This window comes from Clostridia bacterium (genome assembly GCA_035628995.1).
Lineage (GTDB): Bacteria > Bacillota > Clostridia > Lutisporales > Lutisporaceae > BRH-c25.
In genome coordinates, this window is sequence record DASPIR010000023.1 from 543,152 (window position 1) to 562,403 (window position 19,252).

General features: G+C 38.9%; 21 protein-coding genes. 3 read left to right on the forward strand and 18 right to left on the reverse strand.

The features are described 5' to 3' along the window. Positions 1 to 122 precede the first annotated feature (122 nt). The 17 genes from VEB00_09565 to VEB00_09645 form a co-directional block, all read right to left on the reverse strand. On the reverse strand, positions 123 to 1,889 hold the full coding sequence (locus VEB00_09565) for an ATP-binding protein (protein HYF83258.1): 1,767 nt from the start codon (positions 1,887 to 1,889) through the stop codon (positions 123 to 125). Continuing rightward, entirely contained in the window at positions 1,889 to 2,611 is a 723-nt protein-coding gene (locus VEB00_09570) for a response regulator transcription factor (GenBank protein ID HYF83259.1), read from the reverse strand. Before VEB00_09570 ends, VEB00_09565 begins: the two co-directional genes overlap by 1 nt. 67 nt (positions 2,612 to 2,678) lie before the next feature. Beyond that, complete coding sequence (gene pgeF, locus VEB00_09575) at positions 2,679 to 3,422, reverse strand: peptidoglycan editing factor PgeF (protein HYF83260.1); 744 nt, start codon at positions 3,420 to 3,422, stop codon at positions 2,679 to 2,681. 311 nt (positions 3,423 to 3,733) lie between these two features. Then, positions 3,734 to 4,360 (reverse strand): serine O-acetyltransferase EpsC, encoded by a 627-nt coding sequence (epsC, locus tag VEB00_09580; GenBank protein HYF83261.1) that lies wholly within the window; start codon positions 4,358 to 4,360, stop codon positions 3,734 to 3,736. 14 nt (positions 4,361 to 4,374) lie between these two features. After that, on the reverse strand, positions 4,375 to 5,301 hold the full coding sequence (cysK, locus tag VEB00_09585) for a cysteine synthase A (GenBank protein ID HYF83262.1): 927 nt from the start codon (positions 5,299 to 5,301) through the stop codon (positions 4,375 to 4,377). 393 nt (positions 5,302 to 5,694) lie between these two features. After that, on the reverse strand, positions 5,695 to 6,102 hold the full coding sequence (locus VEB00_09590) for a hypothetical protein (protein ID HYF83263.1): 408 nt from the start codon (positions 6,100 to 6,102) through the stop codon (positions 5,695 to 5,697). Positions 6,103 to 6,197: 95 nt separating this feature from the next. After that, positions 6,198 to 6,578 (reverse strand): hypothetical protein, encoded by a 381-nt coding sequence (locus tag VEB00_09595; protein HYF83264.1) that lies wholly within the window; start codon positions 6,576 to 6,578, stop codon positions 6,198 to 6,200. A 224-nt stretch (positions 6,579 to 6,802) separates the two neighbouring features. After that, positions 6,803 to 7,543 carry a ferritin-like domain-containing protein gene (locus VEB00_09600; GenBank protein ID HYF83265.1) on the reverse strand — a complete coding sequence of 247 codons (741 nt, stop codon included), beginning with the start codon at positions 7,541 to 7,543 and terminating at the stop codon, positions 6,803 to 6,805. Positions 7,544 to 7,667: 124 nt separating this feature from the next. Continuing rightward, on the reverse strand, positions 7,668 to 8,447 hold the full coding sequence (locus VEB00_09605; GenBank protein HYF83266.1) for a hypothetical protein: 780 nt from the start codon (positions 8,445 to 8,447) through the stop codon (positions 7,668 to 7,670). Positions 8,448 to 8,470: 23 nt separating this feature from the next. Next, complete coding sequence (locus tag VEB00_09610; protein ID HYF83267.1) at positions 8,471 to 8,917, reverse strand: hypothetical protein; 447 nt, start codon at positions 8,915 to 8,917, stop codon at positions 8,471 to 8,473. 76 nt (positions 8,918 to 8,993) lie between these two features. Continuing rightward, complete coding sequence (locus VEB00_09615; GenBank protein ID HYF83268.1) at positions 8,994 to 9,395, reverse strand: hypothetical protein; 402 nt, start codon at positions 9,393 to 9,395, stop codon at positions 8,994 to 8,996. Between the two features lie 22 nt (positions 9,396 to 9,417). Then, entirely contained in the window at positions 9,418 to 10,578 is a 1,161-nt protein-coding gene (locus VEB00_09620; GenBank protein HYF83269.1) for a hypothetical protein, read from the reverse strand. 44 nt (positions 10,579 to 10,622) lie between these two features. Further along, positions 10,623 to 11,420, reverse strand: a complete 798-nt coding sequence (locus tag VEB00_09625) for a hypothetical protein (protein ID HYF83270.1) — start codon at positions 11,418 to 11,420, stop codon at positions 10,623 to 10,625. 83 nt (positions 11,421 to 11,503) lie between these two features. Beyond that, a complete protein-coding gene (locus VEB00_09630; GenBank protein HYF83271.1) occupies positions 11,504 to 13,240 on the reverse strand; it encodes an ATPase, T2SS/T4P/T4SS family in 1,737 nt (578 codons plus the stop codon). A gap of 14 nt (positions 13,241 to 13,254) precedes the next feature. Further along, a complete protein-coding gene (locus tag VEB00_09635) occupies positions 13,255 to 14,106 on the reverse strand; it encodes a hypothetical protein (GenBank protein HYF83272.1) in 852 nt (283 codons plus the stop codon). A gap of 5 nt (positions 14,107 to 14,111) precedes the next feature. Next, entirely contained in the window at positions 14,112 to 14,807 is a 696-nt protein-coding gene (locus VEB00_09640) for a hypothetical protein (protein HYF83273.1), read from the reverse strand. Between the two features lie 14 nt (positions 14,808 to 14,821). Further along, positions 14,822 to 16,114: a hypothetical protein gene (locus VEB00_09645; protein ID HYF83274.1), complete on the reverse strand. Its 1,293-nt coding sequence runs from the start codon at positions 16,112 to 16,114 to the stop codon at positions 14,822 to 14,824. 253 nt (positions 16,115 to 16,367) lie between these two features. Here VEB00_09645 and VEB00_09650 point away from each other — a divergent pair, with 253 nt between their 5' ends. Continuing rightward, the gene (locus VEB00_09650; GenBank protein ID HYF83275.1) at positions 16,368 to 16,625 is read left to right on the forward strand and encodes a hypothetical protein; all 258 of its coding nucleotides are present in this window, start codon (positions 16,368 to 16,370) and stop codon (positions 16,623 to 16,625) included. 134 nt (positions 16,626 to 16,759) lie between these two features. Next, positions 16,760 to 17,527, forward strand: a complete 768-nt coding sequence (locus tag VEB00_09655; protein ID HYF83276.1) for a DUF2935 domain-containing protein — start codon at positions 16,760 to 16,762, stop codon at positions 17,525 to 17,527. Between the two features lie 30 nt (positions 17,528 to 17,557). Here the strand turns inward: VEB00_09655 and VEB00_09660 are convergent, their stop codons facing one another. After that, on the reverse strand, positions 17,558 to 18,667 hold the full coding sequence (locus VEB00_09660) for a polysaccharide deacetylase family protein (protein HYF83277.1): 1,110 nt from the start codon (positions 18,665 to 18,667) through the stop codon (positions 17,558 to 17,560). 187 nt (positions 18,668 to 18,854) lie between these two features. Between VEB00_09660 and VEB00_09665 the strand changes: the two genes are divergently transcribed. Next, positions 18,855 to 19,043, forward strand: coding sequence for a hypothetical protein (locus VEB00_09665; protein HYF83278.1), 189 nt, complete (start codon positions 18,855 to 18,857; stop codon positions 19,041 to 19,043). Positions 19,044 to 19,252 lie beyond the last annotated feature (209 nt).

Below are 19,252 nucleotides of genomic sequence, written 5' to 3' on the forward strand. Positions count from 1 at the left end.
TTTAAATATACAATAGCATTGTTAACGGCAAATAAAGGGAAGGTTAAAGAACCATGAACTGAATGTTAATTGCATGTTAAGTGCATAAAAAAAGAGCCGCATTGATTTGCGGTTCTTTATGCCTACTTTGTCGGTAGTATTATTCTAAACTCTGTACCTTTTCCTACTTCACTTTCAACCTCTATCTTTCCATTGAAGAGTATTACTATATGTTTCACTATTGCCAGTCCAAGGCCGGTGCCTCCCACCGTTCTGGATCTTGCTTTATCCACCCTGTAAAACCTTTCGAAAAGCCTTGGTATGTGCTGCTTGGGTATGCCAATTCCATTGTCCTTAACTTTAATCAATATCTCACCCTGGCTAGCTTTATCTCCCAGGTTATATGCCTCTACAAGGACCTTCCCGTTCGCTGGAGTGTATTTGATGGCATTATCCACTAGATTTATCAGCATCTGTTTAAGCTGATCGGGATCACCAGTAAGATTATCTAGCCCTTCCTGAACATCAAGAGTAATCTCGATGTTTTTCTTTTCACTCTGGCTTTTCAGCATAGATAATACTTGTTTTATCGTCTTCTCAACTTTAATTTCTTCCTTAACTGTCTTTACCTTTCTTTGCTCCAGTTCCGACAAGGATAATATATCGTTAATAAGCCTGTAGAGCCTGTCTGCTTCATCCTCAATAATATTAAGGAATCTGACTGTATCCAGTTTATCTTCTATATCTCCCATTTTCAGTGTTTCTGCAAAGCCTTTTATAGATGTCAACGGGGTCTTAAGCTCATGGGAAACATTCGCAACGAACTCTGTTCGCATCCGTTCCAGCTTCCGGAGCTCGGTAATATCCTGAAGCGTAATGATGATTCCCTCAATATCACTTTTATCTGTCTGTTTAATTGGATTAGTATAAAACTTCAATACCTTTTCAACCGGGTCATCTATTGTAATCTCGGTATCAAAGAATTTTTTATCCTGCAGTATTGTTTTTAAATAGTTGTCTAGGGAATTGTTCCTTATAACCTGAAGAAGGTGCTTGCCAACCATATCTCTTCCAGTTATGTTAAGAAGCCTTTCCGCTGCATTATTTATGAAGAGCACCCTCTCTGCACTGTCTATTGCAATTATTCCATTAACCACACTGGACATAATGGCTTCCAGCTTTGTGTTCTTATCCTGCAGGCTCATAATGGTGTCATTCAGCTTGGATGCCATGTCGTTTATGGAATCGGCCAATATTCCTATTTCATCCCGTCCGGTTATATTTATCCGCTTACCGAAATCCCCTTTTGCTATTCTTGAAGCAGTAAATGTAATCTCTTTAATTGGCTTCGTTATATTCACAGCCATTTTATAACCAAGCAGAGAAGCTATCAAAATACCTGCAATTACTGCAATAAAAACATTTACATACAGCTTATTAAGCAAAACATTTATTTGATACAAAGGCTTTGCCAGCCTCACAGCACCGATAATACTGCCATCCTTATAAATTGGCTGGGCTATGTACATTAAATCCACTTCAAGGGTACTGCTATACCTCTTAGACTTTCCAAGTTCTCCACTCAAAGCGGCTATAAACTCAGGCCTTCCTGCATGGTTTTCCATGGTAGAGTGATCCTTTTCTGTATCTATGATTACATTGCCCCGAACATCTATTATAGTGATTCTGGTATTGGTAGTCTGTTTTATCTTGTTAATGTAGTCTCCTGTATCGTTGCTGTCAATCAACCTTTCACCCACAAGCTCCCTAACTAGGCCGGACTCAATAATAAGGCTCTCCTCAATGCTGTTGACAAGATTTCTTTCTACTATTCTTGCAGAAAATATTCCGCAGATAATTACTCCCAAAAGGAGTACTATTACGACATTAAAGAAAATCTTGCGCTGCATTATCTTTCACCTTCACTTTTGAACCTATAGCCCACGCCTCGTATTGTTTCTATCATCTGATTGCTGCCTTCCTCATCATTGATCTTCTGCCTTATATGCCTGATATGCACATCTACAGTCCTGGTTTCACCTACATAGTCATATCCCCATATTTTATCCAACAGGAAGTCTCTTGTCAGTACTTTTCCTTTGTTTTCTATCAGCATCTTCAGAAGCTCAAACTCTTTAAGGGTCAGTACCAGCTTTTCACCGTTCTTAAGCACTTCATATTTCTCACTGTCGATTTCAATATCCCGTACTTTGAGTATCGTGCTGCTTTCCTTCCCATCCGCTTCTTCATTCCTGTCATCGCTGATTCTCCTCATCGCCGCTCTGATCCTTGCAATTAATTCCTTTATACTGAAGGGTTTTGTTATATAGTCATCAGCTCCAAGCTCTAAGCCCAATATTTTATCCAGCTCCTCACTTTTTGCAGTAAGCATAAATATGGGAACCTTTTTTGTTCTTTTATCCATCCTGAGCCTCTTGCATACCTCCAAGCCATCCATTCCGGGAAGCATAAGGTCAAGCAGTATAAGGTCAGGCACATTGGCAATAGCCTCCTCCAGCCCGTCTATGCCATTATCGGAAACTACTACCTTGTATCCATTCTTCTCAAGGTTATACTTTATAAGCTCTTGAATGTTGGTCTCATCCTCAATTACAAGTATCCTCTGATTTATCAAGCATATTCCTCCCTCTTACTTTTGTCCAATGTATGATACAATATTGCGCCGCTTATCGCCTTTTTCACCTTAGTTCCATTATTGCTGAAAGACTCCCCGTCCTGCCCTTATCTCTTCTGTACGAGAAAAACAAATCCTCATTACACTTTGTACAATATCCGCTGATTGTTATATTTTCTTCGGGAACTCCCGCTTCTATAAGCATTTGCTTATTAATCTCCCATAAATCTATCTTGAACTTGTCATATCCAAAAGGCTTTATAAACTCGGCCCAGTTAGCAGATGCATTCCTGAACTCCTGTGCTACCTCAGGTCCAACCTCAAAGCAGTCCATCTCTATGGAAGGTCCTATCCCTACCAGGCAGTCTTTTGGCATAGTCCCGTACACCTCAGCCATTTGCTTTATTGTCTTTGCCCCTATTTTAAGCACTGTTCCCTTCCAGCCGGAGTGAGTAACTGCTATTGCCTTCTGCTTTGTATCAAGGAAGAAAAGCGGCACACAGTCAGCGTAGAAGGTTATCAGCGGTATCCCCGGAATATTGGTCATAAGTCCGTCTGTATTCTCAATATCGCTGGAAACAGTGATTCCTTTACCAATATCTTCTTCTGTGACAACCCTTATATTATCCTCATGAGTTTGTTTTGAGTGCACCAGCCTGGTATAGTCTATGTCTATCGCGCTGCACAACAGCTCAAGATTCCTGCGCACATTCTCTTCAGAATCTTCCTTTACTAGTGAGGTATTCAACGAATTGTATATTCCTTGACTTACACCGCCTACCCTGGTAGTAAAGCAGTGCTTCACCATCCCGGTCCTCTCAAAGGCTGGTATAGAAAGATAGACTAATTCCTCTTTATTTACTACTTCAAATGCTTCTTTTATTTCAACCACCTCTAGTTCAAAAATATACTTTAATGTTAATATTATTCCAGACTTTTATCAATAGGGAAAAAGACTTAAAGGCAATGAGCGATAGGCGATGGGCAATAGGTTTGGGTATTCCTGTGGGGTCTGAGAATCGTAGGGGCGGGTTTCCATGCCCGCCAGTCGTAGGGGCGAACAGTGTCCGCCCGTGTGTGATACGGTGAAAAGAAAAAAGCCCTTCCTGGGCTTTTGAGCTATTTTACTCTGCTTTCAAGTTCTCTGATTCTCTTTTCAAGTTCTCTGATTTCATCTTCAAGAGGATCTGGAATATCAGTGTGGTTCAGATCTATATAAGTGTCATCAAGTCCAACTCCTCTGACTACATGAGCCGGAACCCCCACAGCTGTGCTGTTTGGAGGTATGCATCTCACCACAACGGCTCCGGCTCCTATCTTGGCATTATGTCCTATTGTGATGGGTCCGAGGATTTTAGCCCCTGAACCAATAGTAACATTATGCTCTATGGTAGGATGCCTCTTACCCTTGTCCTTTCCTGTCCCGCCCAGTGTAACGCCCTGATACAGGGTTACATCGTTTCCTACCTCTGAAGTTTCACCTATAACTATTCCTGATCCATGATCAATAAAAAGCCTTCTTCCTATGGCAGCACCGGGATGTATCTCAATTCCGGTAAAAAATCTGCTCATCTGTGAAAGCAGCCTTGCCAGAAGGAACACCTTCTTTCTGTACAAGCAGTTGGCAACCCTGTGGCAAATAACTGCATGCAAGCCGGGATAGCATAATATGACCTCCAAATAACTTTTAGCCGCCGGATCTCTTTCAAATATTGTTTTTATGTCTTCCTTTAGCTGTTTCAGCATGATAACCACCCTTTTTATTCAAAATCTCTATACATATCTGTGCTTAGGTATCTTTCACCAGTATCATGGGCGAAGGTAAGCACGGTTTTTCCTTTGCCCAGCTCTTTAGCTTTCTGTAACGCCGCATAGACAGAAGCTCCTGTGGATATACCTGCCAGTATACCCTCCAGCTTTGCAAGCTGCAATGCTGTCTTTATGGCATTTTCATTTGATACCTTGACTATTCTATCTAGTATCTCCATATTCAAAACCTTGGGTACAAAACCTGCACCTATACCCTGAATCTTGTGGGGACCAGACTTTCCACCTGACAGTACCGGCGAATCCTCAGGCTCTACAGCAATTACTTCGATACCTTTATATGCTTGTTTCAATATATTCCCAACGCCAGTAATTGTTCCGCCTGTCCCTACTCCGCATACTACTGCATCCAGGCTGTCTCCCATTTGCTCAATTATCTCTTTTGCTGTCGTCTTCTCATGTGCCTGTGGATTTGCATAATTATCGAACTGCATTGGCAGGAAGTAGTCAGGATTTGCTTCTGCAAGCTCCTTAGCTTTATCAACAGCGCCCTTCATTCCCAGCTGTCCCGTTGTAAGTATTATCTCCGCTCCAAAAACCTTCATTAGCTTTCTTCTCTCAATGCTCATAGTCTCAGGCATTACAAGAATTACCTTGTATCCCTTTGCTGCCGCTACCATTGCGAGTCCTATCCCTGTATTTCCGCTTGTAGGTTCTATTATTACCGAGTCCTTCCCAAGGAGTCCCTCTTCTTCTGCCTTCTCAATCATATATAAAGCTATCCTGTCCTTTACGCTGCCTCCCGGGTTGAAATACTCAAGCTTTACATATATATCCGCCATTTCTTCATTTGTAAGTCTGTTTAGTTTTACTACCGGCGTTCCACCGATAAGTTCCATAATGCTTCCTGCCTTTTTCATTGTCATACCTCCATCTTTTAATTGGTGACATTCGCGATTTAAAATAAAAAACCCCTTTACACATACTCACATATGTATAAAGAGGCATATACTGCGATTCCACTCTTTCAATACTATAAAGGATACTATCATATCCCTGCACTATAACGGGTGCTCCCGTCGTACCCTACTACAGTCTCACATGAGACTGGTTCAGTCAAAAGCTCCTGGATGCACTTTCGGCACATATCTCTGGCACTGTTTCAGCTGTCGGAATAATCCAACCCAGTGCCTCTCTGTAGAAATATTAGTATACCTACACTTTCCAATCAAAGCCTTTATCTTAATTCCTACTACTTTACTATGCTATAATCATAAATTATATTATTATTCGTGTCAAGTTATTTTTTTCAATTATTCAACCATCAATACATTGTCAGGATCATAGGGCATTATGCGGTAATCCAAACTGTCTGCTTCCAACCCCTCCATAAAAGAAATCAGCTCCCTAAGCCCTTTAGGATAAACATTCATTGTTTCATGCCTCAGACTGTATATTATCTCGTATGCCTTGCGGCTCTGAAATTCCTCCAACAGATCAAGCTTACCAGCCAGTTCGTATATTTCATGCAGCAGGTCAATATTTCTCCTATCTATGGCATAATCGGCAAAAAAGCTGAAAGCTAAAGCCGCGATACTCTTTTCATCCTCATCGATGCTTCTTCTCATAACATCCATTGTAATATCTATGTTATCCATAATATACGCACAACCACTTCTTTTTGCTACCTCTCTTAAGCCTTCAAGTGCCTCATCTATCATGTCCATTCCCCTCCCTTTAAATTTTGCAAGTCATAGAGCAACCTTGCAAATTTATGTATCCTGAACTGCCCCATGAAATAAATTTAGAATATTTTTTACTGTTTTACATCAAACTCAATCTCATGCTTTAGTATTTCCTCTATCCTTTTCTGTATCTTATCCAAATCCAAATCAGCTTCTTTTCTTATACTCTTCCGGAGCATTGGCCCAATCTGTTGTAAACTATCGTATATATCCTGCAGCAGCTCATAGGCTGCGGTTGCCTCCATTATTTCCCGAGGCACTTCCGAAATGTTCGCTATTATGGAATTCTCCGTCCTGGAGGCTATGATAGGATTCTCAAACTGATCGACATAGACCTTCGTCCTTCTTCCCGGACCTCTGTCATCCTCAATAGGTTCCAATGCGACAATCTTATCAGAGCGCACATACTTCCCATATCCAAGGGGAACTATGGAATTTTCCCTTACAATCATAATGTCACCCTCTTTTTTAGCTTATAGATATATTTTTTCTAAAAAGGCAATTACTATTCTCTATATCTCGAATTATATAAATATCCCAGTTCAGTTTCATGAAATATCTTTTTAAATGTTTTTAATCAAAAGAAACACAATCCGTGATTTACACACATTCATTTTTCCAGCAAAGAAACACAGCTATTTGATTTCAGCTGTGTTTCCTATAGTTATATTTACGATTACTGAAGCTTGTTATTGGATTCTACTCTACCGTCCCCAGCTTTGTTGTATTCATCTGCCAAATGTGTCATTCCCCTGAATAAAGAGTCATCCTCCAATACGCTGTAGAGGTGATAGCCCAGATCTTCCCTATCTTTCAGTATTTCTTCCAAGGTCTCCACTGTACCATAGTCTTTAAGAACATGAGCTCGATCTATTTGCGTCCTCAGCATCTGCTGAATCACAAGCTCGTGTTCCAGGTCATTTCTTAGAAAATCCCTCATGCTATAACGCCCTTCAACCTCATGCTTAATATATGAAAGCTCGTGTTGAGTAATCGGATGTGCAGTCGGTACACCACCCAATCTTGTTACTCTTTCACCAACTTCATCTATATGCTTTTTTGTAACTTCTATGTGTTCATTTAAGAGCTCATGCAAGCTCAAAAACGATTCAGTACCTTCACTTAGCCAATGATGCTTGTTGTACTGGTGCAAAGCTATAGTAAGCGCACACTGGTGATCATCAAGCATAAGTGCCATTTCATTGCGCACTTCATATGGCAAATTTATTCCTGCTCCCTCTTTCTTTACTGTCCTGGGCTCCTGGCGGAGAATCATATTATGATTTGTTACATGTCCGGGCATCTTGGGATTGAATCCTGACTTATCCAGGTTAAAAGTACCTTTGAAATTGTTAGCATTATTCGTTGCTGCCCTGAGGTCTTCTGGTGTAGTGTATACAGCGCCTGTTTTATCCATTGCTAAAACACTCCTTTTCATACTTTTACAAGATTTAACAAGCATATTATGTCCATTAACAGCAATCATTTATGTATGTTTTGAATTGAAATTACTGGCCCATGGCCGATTTATAATTATACTCTTATCTTCTTATCTCACTTCCACCTACCCCGTAGGCAAAGAACCGTCCTCGCTTGAAAGGTTTCAAGGTCGGTATTGGCATTCCTTCACTAAACACAATAAAGTTGACTCCATTGATACCGCTTAGCTTATCATAAATAGCATCATCCAAGGAAAAAACTATTTTATAATCATTGCCGCTTTCCTTATTCGCTCTGTTAGCCAGAAAGCTGTTAAGTTCACTTGTAATATATTGTGTAAGCAAAGCTTTTCTATCCTTTGATTCAAGACCAATATCCCCGGCCCTAACCCATATCCCGTTATGAATGTCATAAATCTGGTCGGACAAGGTAAACATGTAGCTCTTTCCCCTGTATTGTATTACATATTCCTTTTCCCCTGCCGAATCATAGGAATACCAATTATCATCAGCATCAGCTATCATAAGCCTGTCATAGCAGATTACAGCTTTCATAGGTATGAATCTCTTTAACTCTTTCTGCTTATCGGTATCGTTTATACTGAGGTTCCTAAAAAATAATCGGTAAAACCATTTAACAGCTTCTTCTTTATCAACAGCCACATTTCCACTGTCCTCCAATCCAACTCCATAACCCGTTCCCTGATTCAGAAGCATATCTCTGGAGTTGTAGGCCCTGTAACTTGCAGCCGCATTAGCTCCGGCATCCAGAGCTCTCTTGTACCGCTCGGACATAATGTCTATATTGTCTGCTCCCTTTCCTATAAAAAATAAGCTCCAGGCACAAAACAGGAAAATAAGACTCCAGAAAAATGATTTCATAATACCACTTCCGTATTATTAAATTATTGTATATACACCGATGCTTTGGCGAAATACCTGATATCCGTCTCAACCCCCGACTTGGTGCCAAAAGGTGTAACCTCATACAACCGTCCTAAGGGGTGCTCATTCTTACTTTCAACATATATATTTATAATATCGTAACCTTCATACCGCAATTTTTTGTTCACAACCGCCATACCGTCTATAATCTCTGGAATATCACTTGCACCAGTAAATTTTTCAGCAGTCACATTGATTTCAAATTCGCCGTACTTATAAAGCTTATTTTCCATCTCATCATAGACAGAGTTATATAAGACGCCTTTCTTAGCAGCTACCTGGGTGTACTGATATACAATATTCTCAACTGCCTGCTGTCTTATTTTAAAGTCTCTGTCCAGGACAGCATGAAATGAATACCACATGAAGACTGGTATTACTAAAAGAGATGCCCAGAATTTTTCCATATATTAATTCTCCTTAATTTTGATAAGTATCACCACTAAGAGCCTCTACCTCAGTAACTTTGATCCTTATTAATTGCTAATCGGGAACATAGCTAAAATTTATGCTTGTGAGATTTCCCGCTTCATCTCTTTTGGGTGTTTTAAGAAACATACATGTCACATCTTTAAGCTGATCTTCTATATTATTAGTATCCTCTTTATATGTTTTTTCATCATCTTCAGTTTTTACTGTAATGCTTACTTCATTACCAGCCTTGCTGCAATATGTTTCAACTGTATATTTTACGCTACTAGCACTAACCAAAGAAGGTGATGTATCCTCTCCCATCTCTGACTTAACTGCAGAGAGCGTCTGATTTGCAGTCTCAGCCATCGCTGCTTGTGAATCCTTTTGAGGAATATATACTTGATTTACATACATGAGTCCTGCTGCTGCAACTACCACGAATATAAGTATTGCCGCCCAGAATTTCTCCATAATTCATACTCCCTTTCATTATCTATTTTATAAAATTCATAGGGTTAGAAAGCGCCGACAGACTATATGAAAAATATACCATTGCCATAAACATTATCAGTACTACCGGTACCATGGCGATTACCTGCTTTGACTTCCTCCTTTTTATACTCTTGATTTCGAGCCATTTTAGCTGGTTCAGAGCCATTTCATCAATGTTGTCCACCATATTTAGGAGTCCCGTGCTCATAGAAAGCCGCATAGCCTCCAACAGTTCATAAAGCTCCTGATTTTCCACTCTTTGCAGCAAACTGTCAAAGGACGCCTCCCCCTTGCCGCTTTTTATACTGTTCAATGCTTCGTTTATAATCGGTCTATAGATATCTGATATTGCCAAAATATTAGAGAGCACGTTTTTTATATTGAAGGGAGGCATTCTCCCAAATATAGAAAAAACATAAATGTAGTTCAATATCTCCCAATCCCTTTTATCTTCAATAAGCATCAACTTTATATTGCCAATAATATTCGGCATGAAATATAGTATTATAGCTGCCAATATGGCTGTAAAATATCTAGTGTAGTCCGTTTCTATTGTCCGTATCCTTATAAGCTTTTTGTACATCCTCTTAGCTGTAACACCAGCATCCACTTCAAGGTCAGTCCACTTATTGCCTATCTGAGCCTCCAGGTACTCAATGTACATCTGAGAATTATTTTTATTGGCAAGCTCTTTAAGTGTGACTTTCTCCCTGGGGAGGCAGCTATTAATATAGCTGAATATCTCATTTTCAAGCTTCAAGCCCTCCGCATCTGCCTTAACTGCTATATCTATCAAGGTCTTTTCTATGTTTAAATCGTTTATTATTCCATCATGAAGCATAAAGATATTTGTGGTTTGTATGCTTATAAAGAATGCGAGACCTATTATAAATAACGCTGCCTTGACTAAATAAAAACCTTCAACAGAAATCCTCAATCCCGAATCAACTATAAGCTCTTCGGTATTTCTGTACCTCTTGCTCTTATATCTTGGCATAAGGGGCAGCAGCCTGCTAATGCTCTTTAAATAGCTCGACCTCGCATAATCCGCCCTATATAACCTCTTTATCTTCTGATATCTGCAATATTGATGAGCAAACACAATAATTGCTATTATCAACAGAGCAAGTCCAAAAGCTTGAATTAATACGAAGTATAGCATTTACTCACCTCCTATTCCTAAACACAGTATCGCTTACTTCCCTGTCAGTTTTGCAGCTTTCTCATCCAATAGATAAATAGTGCTCCGAGGTCGCTTATTAGCAGCATTATCGCAATCAGGCTTTCCGCTTGAATACTGCCGTAAATATCACCAATATTAATGTCAATAAGCAGACTGGTATTATACCATTTGGTAATTGGAATAACCATGAGTGGAGCAAAGAAGACAAATATCTGCATTCCTAATAATTCAGCATCATTATATCCCTGTTCAATATTAAGAAAGTTGACTATATTGGTCAGCCTCTTCAGGTTGCTGGAAATCACGTCACTGTTCAGTGCCTTATCGCTGCTGTCTGAAACCGTCCCCCCATTTTCCTTGGCAAACAAAATAAGCTGGCATAGCATCTTCAGCCAGATAGTGGGCATTCGATGCTCCAGCTCTTCCATATGTCTTTCATAATCAACCTTAAGCAGGGCTTCTCTGATTCTTAAGACATATATTCTATTGCTTTTGGGGCATCGGGAAATAGTATCCTCCAGTGCAGGCATTATATTTCCTTTGTAATGATTATAGTAATGTGTGAGCTTCTTCAATGTATTAGGAAAGTCTTTCTTAATCCTTTTTTCATATAACTCAAAATATGACTGCTCGCACAGATAAACGAATATCAATGTGGAGAGAACACACAGCACTTTATGATACCAAAGACCGTTGAAGGTGTTATATGCAAATATAAAATATAATACTCCCAGCGCTGTTAGTGCAGAAAGCAGCACAAAACTTGTCCCATAATTCTGCATCGGTGTCTTTTGATTTATAAGAGTCAGCCGTCTATTCAACTTTGAAAGCAAGCTGTTGGAAAAGCTTTGTCTGTTAAAACTGCTAGAATTTGTTCTGCTGTGTATATTCCAAATAATATGGGTCACCCCCTTGCATATTCAGGTATATCCTTGCCTGTATCCTGCTCTATCAAGCTTATAAGACCCTTCACATACTTCCATGATTCAGTGCCTTTTCTTGCCTTTCCTACCATTCTCTCAGAGGGATAATTGATAAACCTCGCCTCCCCATCCGACCTTTGCATTATTGTATTCAATCTGAACATATTATATGGATTACGTTGTATCTGCTGGATATAATACAGCTTCTGCAACAGTTCATTATCTGCTTCCATACTATAATCAGAGTCACTTGAAGACGCTACTAATGGCACAATTTCGACTACTTTAGTTATCATTATCCGGCCATCAATTATCTCATGTTGAAAAATCATATTAATGTAGTGAATTATATCCATAACAGCACTTTGCTCTGAAAAATAACGACCTGTTCCAATTAGCATATTTTTTAGACGAGGCACTGTAGTCTCCGGATTGGTTATATGCGTTGTGAACCATGCTGCAACTGAAACAGACTGCACTAACTGGATAAACGCAAATAGTGCTTTCCCATCCCTGACCTCTCCGATATTAGCCACATCTACTGACATTCGGAGCAGTGTTTTTACCACATCCAGAAGGTCCTTGTCGTTTATGGCCTGACCCTCGACAATTCTCTTTAAGGGATACTTCTCCATGACATGCTGCTCAAAATAATCTTCAACAGTACCAATATGAAGGGAATCATCCAGCAATTCATACATCACATTCATGGTCGTAGTCTTGCCTGTACCAAGCCCTCCTTGAAGACATATGCTTTCTCCTGATTTAACTAAAGCAATAATGAGCTTCCTAAGCTTGTCCATAGTTATCAAATCTTTAAAATCTGTATTCCTTTGATTGAAGACCCTTATACATAGGTTTCGTGCTGAAAAATAAGGCTTCTGGGTGACCGTGATCCTTGCCCCATCCCCTCTGTGGCATAGTATTTCCGGGTGACTTACATCCAACTGGGGACAATGCTTTTCAAAGCTTATAGCCCTATCCTGTATTATCCTTGCTTCACTTTCGCTTATATGAAGAAAGCTAAGCCATATCTTGTTTCCACACCAGCAGTATATATATTTGCCATTATTGGAAAAACCCACTTCATTAATATCTGAATATGCCAACATATCTATGTGTTTGAGACCGAAAATTTCCTCATATAACCTCTGTGTGATAATTTCTATCTTGTCTGTGAAAGTAAGTATATAGTTCTCACAGTTGTATATATACTCAATATCATCTCCGCTATATTCATATCTATTGCTTTCATATTCCTCAGACTCTCTTGTTTTGCTGCAGCATTGGTATTTGGCAATCAGGCTTTTAAAGGCTCCATCTCTGCCATTGCTTTCTATTATTCTATTCTTGTATAGTATAATTTCGAATTTTTCTCTTGCTGTAAGATTAATTGGATCCTTGAAAGGCATAATGTAATCTATAAGGCCGCTTGTCTCTTCAATGCTGATTCCATCTGATATGCATACATCCTCCAGCTCACCGCTCTGGCTCTCCATATAAATATCAAATCCAGTAAGAATACTATTCTTTATATGAGACTTAATAATATCTCTGGCCTCTGGCAGCCCTGATGTTGACTTTTCTTTGTATTCTCTGAGCAGAGCTACTATTTTCCTCTCCTGTTCGTCAACCGGATCAGAATTAATGAAGTTATTGATATATTTTTCAATATGCAGATGTAACGAGTCAATAATTAGCTGGTTCTTTAAATCCAACACTTCACCTCCAGTTAGAATAGGCTGCTTCGAAGAAGTCTTTTGAAAATGCCCCCATTTTTTATGCTATTAATAGTATTTCTTTCCATATTTAGTGAATCAATCAAGAAACCGCAAATATCAACTAATTGCTTCACATACCCATTTTTCTCCCGCTTTATCTCCTTCATAAGAAAAGAGTAAAAATCATTATCTGCACAGCAAGAGTTTAAAACATCACCATCATAGTTCAATCCGAAGGTTTTAGATAATAAATATTTACTCTCGAACTTTCCAATTGCCCTGCTTGTCTCCCAGCCATCATATAGCTTATTTACTACACTGACTGTCTTTTCATTTGTGAAATAATCAAGAACCTCTCTCATCCCAGGATATTGATACAGTTCATCCATTATTATTTCATTAGGAGTAAAAACTGCAATGATGCTATCAGCGCGATCCAGATAAAGCCTATTTTCCTCTCTGACTCCTGTATCCATATCAGTAATTACAATATCAAAACCCTCCAGGCATCTGTCTAGGAAGAGTCTGTCAAAATCGTTATTCTCTCTGGTAATCTCCTTGTTAAACCTTGAGCCCGCTATCATGTATAAGCCTGCATTCACCTGTGTGGCATAGGTTTGAATATGCTCTGTCCTTATCCCTGTATTGAATATTTTCAAGTTATCCATTGAGTATTTTATCTCTATATCCTTCTCCACATATTTTTCCATGTGGCTGGTAGAATTGCTCTTGTTTACAATCAGCACCTTCTTACCTGAAAGATGCTGCATTCCAAAGCCCAGCGCGCAGGCTAATGTGGAGCATCCCTCACCATGCAGCACAGGAGACCAGATGCATATAAGCTTCCCTTTGGAACCTCGCATATAATTCACTCCTTCATTTTACTCTTATCATATAATGGGATATATGTAACCCCACTTGCTACCTGTGAGTCATCAATATACTGTACTACCATGAGTATTCCTTCCGTTGCAGCTTCTTTGAGGAATTCCTGTTCCATCTGATTCATATAAAAAGATAATAGATTAGCATTCCGCGAAACCACGACAGCCTTTGAAATTACTACACAATCCTCTTCACCTTTTACAAAGAGTTTGACATCTATGGCACTGCCCTCTGCAACTGCGGCAGGTATAGCCCCTTCTGCGAAGTTATGCTCAATTAGCCTATCGCCCTCCTCGTAGGATGCGCTTTCAGCCATTAAGTCCAAAGCATTCAAGAATTCTTTCTCTGATAGTTCTCGTTTAAGTCTCATATTATTAAGCTTTGAAAGGCTTGTAATTGCTCCCTTTGAAGCCAATTCCGCAGGTACCTCCACCAGCTCTGCTTTACTTACATCCATTACCTCACCTTGCCTCATGCTGAGTTTTGCACGAGCAATTACAATGGTTCTGCTTTGGGATGTATTGCTTTTTCCGCTTGACGAATTTGCGGCTTCTGCCGACATTATATTCCTATAGAAAAAATAACCAGCAGAAATGATAAAAACTAAGCATAGTAAGCATATTGTTATAAATGCGCCTCTCTTTATTGCATAAGCTTTTATTCTCTTGTTATAAGCCAATGAATCCCACCCTCTTACCTTCCAAAAATACCAATTGAAAATCCGTTCTTGCTTTGTCTCGTGCAGAGTTTTTCCAATAAAACATCCATATCTCTTGTAAATTCTTTGTACTCTTCTCCTGCTGCCTTGTATGGCACAATGCCTGTATGCATCACTTCCCAGCCAAGATAACCGCAGCTGCTTATAAAAGCTATATCTTTAAAGGGTATGCCGGAGCTTTTAAGCTCATTGTATATAAACTTGTGACTGGAAGATTTCACATTTGTGTTGTTAATGACCGCAAGTGTCTTTTCTGGTACAAAATCATCCTTTAGCTCTTCCAGCATGTTCATGTTCATATGGTAGTGCATTATATCGCAGTCAAAAATCAGCAAATCATATATAGAGCTTTTTACCGCTAGTCTTGTCAAAGCTGATAAACCTGTCCTTGTGTCAATAATCGTGATATCTGATTTAGTACGGATGCCATATAGAAGTTTAAGGAAATCATCGCCGCTGATTTCCTTTTCATCACCAAGCTTTCCGGTGATAATACTCAGGTTTTTTCTTTTACAGCAGTTATCCAGTATATCCTTATGCATATTGTTTTGCAGGGTGAAATCAAGCAGATCATAATAAATGTCATCAATATCGAAAAACAGATTTGCAGAATAACCCCTGTCAATATTAATAAGGCTGGTGGCATACCCTCGTTTAGAGAGGCAATAGCCCAAATTCCATGCTGTATGGGATTTACCCGTGGCTTGATTTGATACTATAGAAATGACTAGCTTCTCAACAGGAGCTCTCTTATAGTTGCCTGCCTTCAAAAAAGTCTTGAAGCCAGAATTGAAGAGTAAGCTGCCGCTTAAGAAGGAACTGCTTTCTTTGGCATTCTGATTCTTATAACTAAAATACTGCTCATTGTCAAAACTGCTCTGAAGGTAACCGAAGGCCATTTCCTTGCCGGCAGGTCTGAATATAAGTCTTTCAAGGTCTCTGGAGGTTATTTCATCTCCCACGTAGAAATCATAAACTCCATGGCCAATCAAAAACCTTATAAAGTTGTCGCAAATACTGTCATATTCCCCATATATAAATACTACCCTCTGCGTTTTAAATTCACCTGATGTCAGTAGTTCTATCAAATGTTCCATTTCTTCACTGCCAGTGAGTTCTTTTGATAGTAGTACCAAGTCATATTGGAATGAGCCTGCAGTATCTATCAGCGACTTTTTATCCTTTACTATATCAACTGCTGTTATTCCAGGCAAATAGTTTAGATATTCTTCAATATCCTCATAATTAATCGCAGATAGCAATCTCATATATATCCCCCGCTTATGATTATTAATCGAAGCTTATATTACATATCATCCTATTTATGTTTTTTTATTACATATTTACCATCTTTTATAGTCCGGTGATGTAAATTATACAAATTATGTTATTTTCTGTCAACGAATATTCGATAAACATACATATTTATCACTTGATTTGCAAATTAGTATTAATTTTGATAATATATGTGTCGAAAATACTATTGTAAGAAAACAATTACTACAAATTCAGGTGAATGATATGAGAAGAAAAAGAAGAAATGATTCCAGTGAAAAAATGTTTGAACAGATTGGCTTCGGTGACATAAAGCTCAATATTGGAGATAAGCTTTATAAGGACGGCAAGCTTTATGCTGAGGTCACAGGAGAAAGCGAAGAGCTGTATTTCCTTCAAAAGTCAGGAAGCAGCTGTGATTTGGCCAACCCCTACTTCAAGAATACAGTCATAGAGAGCATATTATTCGGAAGGCTGCTTCTTGAGCAGATGAATTTTCAATAAAAAGCAAAAAACCCAAATCACCAGAATGCGATTTGGGTTTTATTTTTCTTAACTTAATTATACCTGCCAGGCTCCAAACTCTGCGCTGATTAATATAATGGCTATAGCGTTTAAATAATTAGGAGGTCATGCTAATGTCAGAGTTAAGAAAAGATATAGTCTTCTGGCTAGGTATAATGAGAGATCATGCGATGTTTCAGACCAATGCCTTCACAGTAAAAGAAATGAGTTGTGTGCAAACATCAATGTATTACAAGAACTATTTCCAAAATGCAATAAAAAAGTTTGAGAATTGTAAAAACCTTGAGGAAGAAATGCTCTCGGATCTCTTATCTGCATTGGAATCCTTCATAGAGTATAAGAAGGGAATCTTACGGAGTTTGCTGATGTGCAATATTCAGATGAACTTTCCACCCACCCTTATAAATCATCAAATTAATGAGGCGATGGAATTCAGACATTTGTTTATGATGCCTGAAGAAAGCATTGTTGATACTCCTGCTGAGTTGGCAAGCCAAATAAAAATATGGCTGGCAGACGCTTCAGGTCATGCTGCCGGATTAATGTCATTCCTTGACCCTGCAGAAGCCTTAATAACTACTGAGGTTCAAATGTTCAAGGAAAAATTTGATAAGCTTCTGATAAAAGCCTCAGAGCTTGAAATGATGCTTAACAGGGTGGGTTTGTATGATGGAGCCTTGATGCTGCTGGCTGAAGAGACTATAGAATGGCTGGAGAATTTCACTGCATTTCTTGGAAAATTCAAAGAGCTTCGCACTAAGTGTAAGGTATTGGGTAACGGTACACTGTCACCCCTTATTCCTGACCACTTTATGAGAGAGCATATGTACTTCGTTTCAAAAATCAAAGCATATATGGCAAGTATAAAAAAACGGGATTAGTTATTTCAACTAATCCCGTTTGATTCATTCTTAATTATATATTATTAGTTCTTTACCATTAAGCTTGTTCACATCCACATTTACCTTTTCACTTTCCGGTATTGCTACAGTGTCTGGATTTCCATCGCTTATATATCGCTTTTCCGGTTTCTTTTCGAAGTGTTGGAGCCAATCATAAATTCCCGTGCCCTCTGTTTTCATTTCACTGCCTCTCACTCTTGGGAGCCTTAACGGGTCAAATTTAACGTTCACCGGTGACAGAGCAGGATTGCTTCCCACCTTGAGTATCGCCCTATGGTTGTATTTGACACCCTCAAACTCTCCTTGAGCCGCATACTTATAGTTGTCTCCCTTGGGCCCTATTCCCAAAGGAAGTGCAAGAGCATACACATCATATTCCGGCAGATATTCCTGAGTGAGCTTCACGTTTTTTGCCAATACCTTCTGTACGTCTTCACCGCTAAGCTTTCCAAGGTTCTCATGTGTATAGGAATGGTTTCCTATATCATAGCCGTTCTGTATAAGAAATTCATACTTTTCCTTAATAAGCTCCTTCTGTCTGAAAGGAATCGGATAATATATGAAAAAGCTGCCGCCGCTGCCAAAATCCGGATGCTCTTTTTTGAACTGCTCAATGATTCCTACTGCACAGTTAGGATCTATCTTTTTCTCTCCATTTTCCTCAATTATACTAAAATTATTCTGGTGACCGTCATCAAAGGTCATAACAAATGGTGTGTACCCTGCTTCAACCTTAATATTGTTCTCAACATAGTCTTTAAGGCTCACGAGCCTATATCCCTTGCCATACAGCGTCTTCAGGTCTTTCCTGAAGTTATCCGGTGTTCTCACCCATTCAGCTTCTTTATCACTAATGCCATGATACATAAGTATCATAACCTGACCGTTTTCATTGGCTTTAATTTTTCCCAAATCAACTTCATCTACTTTGCTTTCATTATTATTCTGACTTGGGGTGTTATTTTGAGGCTCTTTAACCGGTTCCACAGGTGTTGGCGTTGGTTGGTTCTGCTCCGGTTTTTTGGGATCCTCTCCCACCTTCTGAGTTGTGCATCCAACAAAATTAAGTGCTATAACAAGTGCGACAAAAAGTACAAATACCTGCTTCAGTTGTTTCATGTCCTGCTCCTTTCGATTTGTTATATCTAGATTATACCAGAAATTCTTATCCCTTTCGACAATATCCAATTCAAAGAAAAAAGTAAATTATTCATTTCATGCCATTATTCAACTCAAATTCCTGGATTTCAAATTTTATTTCAGGGCAAAATAATATTGTACTTCGAATTTTATTGGAGGTGAATATATGTCTAACAGGCGCAGCCACTTTACAAACATCCAAGGACATATGGTAGAATTCTCACGCGAACTGATATTGCCGCAAGAGAGACACTTCCACAGAGAAGCTACATCACAGAAACAGCAGCAGCAGGGCATCCACAGAAATGGTACCAACAAGGGAAGAAAGATTCCAATCAAAAGGAAAATGACATAATAATGATAAGAGTTGAGGGCAAGTGTTATTTCTACTTGCCCTTTAAAATTTCATTTTTTCATTTATCAACCATATGAATATTTTATTTCCTGAATCTATAATTATATGCATCTGGTTATAATATTATTCATAAAAACATAATGTTCTAACATATTTTATTCACAAAAAGGTTAAATTAATAATGCAGCAGGGAAATAAGACTTAAAATA

Coding starts and splice junctions, on each gene's coding strand:
- VEB00_09655 (HYF83276.1), top strand. CDS start 16,760: ATGTCAGAGTTAAGAAAAGATATAGTCTTCTGGCTAGGTATAATGAGA.
- cysK (HYF83262.1), bottom strand. CDS start 5,301: ATGAAAAAGGCAGGAAGCATTATGGAACTTATCGGTGGAACGCCGGTA.
- VEB00_09595 (HYF83264.1), bottom strand. CDS start 6,578: ATGATTGTAAGGGAAAATTCCATAGTTCCCCTTGGATATGGGAAGTAT.
- VEB00_09615 (HYF83268.1), bottom strand. CDS start 9,395: ATGGAGAAATTCTGGGCGGCAATACTTATATTCGTGGTAGTTGCAGCA.
- VEB00_09605 (HYF83266.1), bottom strand. CDS start 8,447: ATGAAATCATTTTTCTGGAGTCTTATTTTCCTGTTTTGTGCCTGGAGC.
- VEB00_09660 (HYF83277.1), bottom strand. CDS start 18,667: ATGAAACAACTGAAGCAGGTATTTGTACTTTTTGTCGCACTTGTTATA.
- VEB00_09635 (HYF83272.1), bottom strand. CDS start 14,106: ATGCGAGGTTCCAAAGGGAAGCTTATATGCATCTGGTCTCCTGTGCTG.
- VEB00_09665 (HYF83278.1), top strand. CDS start 18,855: ATGTCTAACAGGCGCAGCCACTTTACAAACATCCAAGGACATATGGTA.
- VEB00_09610 (HYF83267.1), bottom strand. CDS start 8,917: ATGGAAAAATTCTGGGCATCTCTTTTAGTAATACCAGTCTTCATGTGG.
- VEB00_09565 (HYF83258.1), bottom strand. CDS start 1,889: ATGCAGCGCAAGATTTTCTTTAATGTCGTAATAGTACTCCTTTTGGGA.
- VEB00_09590 (HYF83263.1), bottom strand. CDS start 6,102: ATGATAGATGAGGCACTTGAAGGCTTAAGAGAGGTAGCAAAAAGAAGT.
- VEB00_09650 (HYF83275.1), top strand. CDS start 16,368: ATGAGAAGAAAAAGAAGAAATGATTCCAGTGAAAAAATGTTTGAACAG.
- VEB00_09620 (HYF83269.1), bottom strand. CDS start 10,578: ATGCTATACTTCGTATTAATTCAAGCTTTTGGACTTGCTCTGTTGATA.
- VEB00_09600 (HYF83265.1), bottom strand. CDS start 7,543: ATGGATAAAACAGGCGCTGTATACACTACACCAGAAGACCTCAGGGCA.
- epsC (HYF83261.1), bottom strand. CDS start 4,360: ATGCTGAAACAGCTAAAGGAAGACATAAAAACAATATTTGAAAGAGAT.
- pgeF (HYF83260.1), bottom strand. CDS start 3,422: ATGGTGAAGCACTGCTTTACTACCAGGGTAGGCGGTGTAAGTCAAGGA.
- VEB00_09645 (HYF83274.1), bottom strand. CDS start 16,114: ATGAGATTGCTATCTGCGATTAATTATGAGGATATTGAAGAATATCTA.